2 protein-coding genes are annotated in these 821 nt (G+C 56.4%); one reads left to right on the forward strand and one right to left on the reverse strand.

Features of this window, described 5'->3' with window-relative positions:
* The coding region (locus ETG88_RS22085) for a hypothetical protein (protein ID WP_206732584.1) at positions 1 to 448 on the forward strand (448 nt) is incomplete at its 5' end.
* A 72-nt stretch (positions 449 to 520) separates the two neighbouring features.
* Here the strand turns inward: ETG88_RS22085 and ETG88_RS22090 are convergent.
* Positions 521 to 802 (reverse strand): YjcB family protein, encoded by a 282-nt coding sequence (locus tag ETG88_RS22090; protein WP_129036424.1) that lies wholly within the window; start codon positions 800 to 802, stop codon positions 521 to 523.
* Positions 803 to 821: the final 19 nt, after the last annotated feature.

Below are 821 nucleotides of genomic sequence, written 5' to 3' on the forward strand. Positions count from 1 at the left end.
AAAGTGGCATCAGTCCATGGACAAGTCTGCCAGCATTGACGACATGAATATGGAGATCCGCGCGTTCCACCGTGACGTCTACCTGGCGGGGCTGCAGCTGCACCTGATGGACCCGTCCCTGTGCCACCATGTGGCGGAATCGCTGGGGCGGGAAACGCTAACGCTCGCGCAGCTGCTGGGGGAATTGACGTCGCAGGAGTCTGTGCCCGAAAAAGCAGTGGATACTTCCGCAGAGCAACTGGCGCAGTTACAGATGATTCGTGACGAAGTTGCAGCCCTGAAGCCGCTGCTGGAGCAGCAGAAGCTGACATTACAGCAGTTAAGAATGGCCGGGAAAACGGCGGCGGAACCTGAGCGCGCGGCGAGTGGCAAAGAAGAACTGGATTTGAGTCAGGTGGATGCGCCGACGGAGAAGATGAAGAAGGTACGTCAGAAGGGCATTTTCTAGCGGCTGGTGCCAGCTATCCTGACCCTCTCTCTCTGTGAGAGGGCCGGGATGTGAGGACTAAACACGCAGCGATCAGGTAATGACCATCGGCCAGTCAGGCGGGGTATGGCTCATCGCTTCGATCATCACCTCTTTCATGTTGCCCCAGATCGTCGCCACGTCCACCATGGTGATACCCAGTAATCCCGTCGCGAACCAGCATGCAGCGCCCACGCCCAGTATGGTGCTAATCACCGCCAGCCCCGCAAGGTCAGATTTACGAAATTGAATGTTCAGCGTGCTGGCTAAAAACATCAAAACCGCACTCAACAACGGCCAGCGCAGTAAAACCATGCTGGTGGTAATGGTCGCCATAAAACCAAATCCTCGGAAA

Origin of the sequence: Lelliottia nimipressuralis (genome assembly GCF_004115925.1) — a bacterium.
GTDB classification, from domain to species: domain Bacteria; phylum Pseudomonadota; class Gammaproteobacteria; order Enterobacterales; family Enterobacteriaceae; genus Enterobacter; species Enterobacter nimipressuralis.

Excerpts from the sequence above, each read along its gene's own strand:
- ETG88_RS22090 (WP_129036424.1), bottom strand. The coding sequence starts at position 802 with ATGGCGACCATTACCACCAGCATGGTTTTACTGCGCTGGCCGTTGTTG.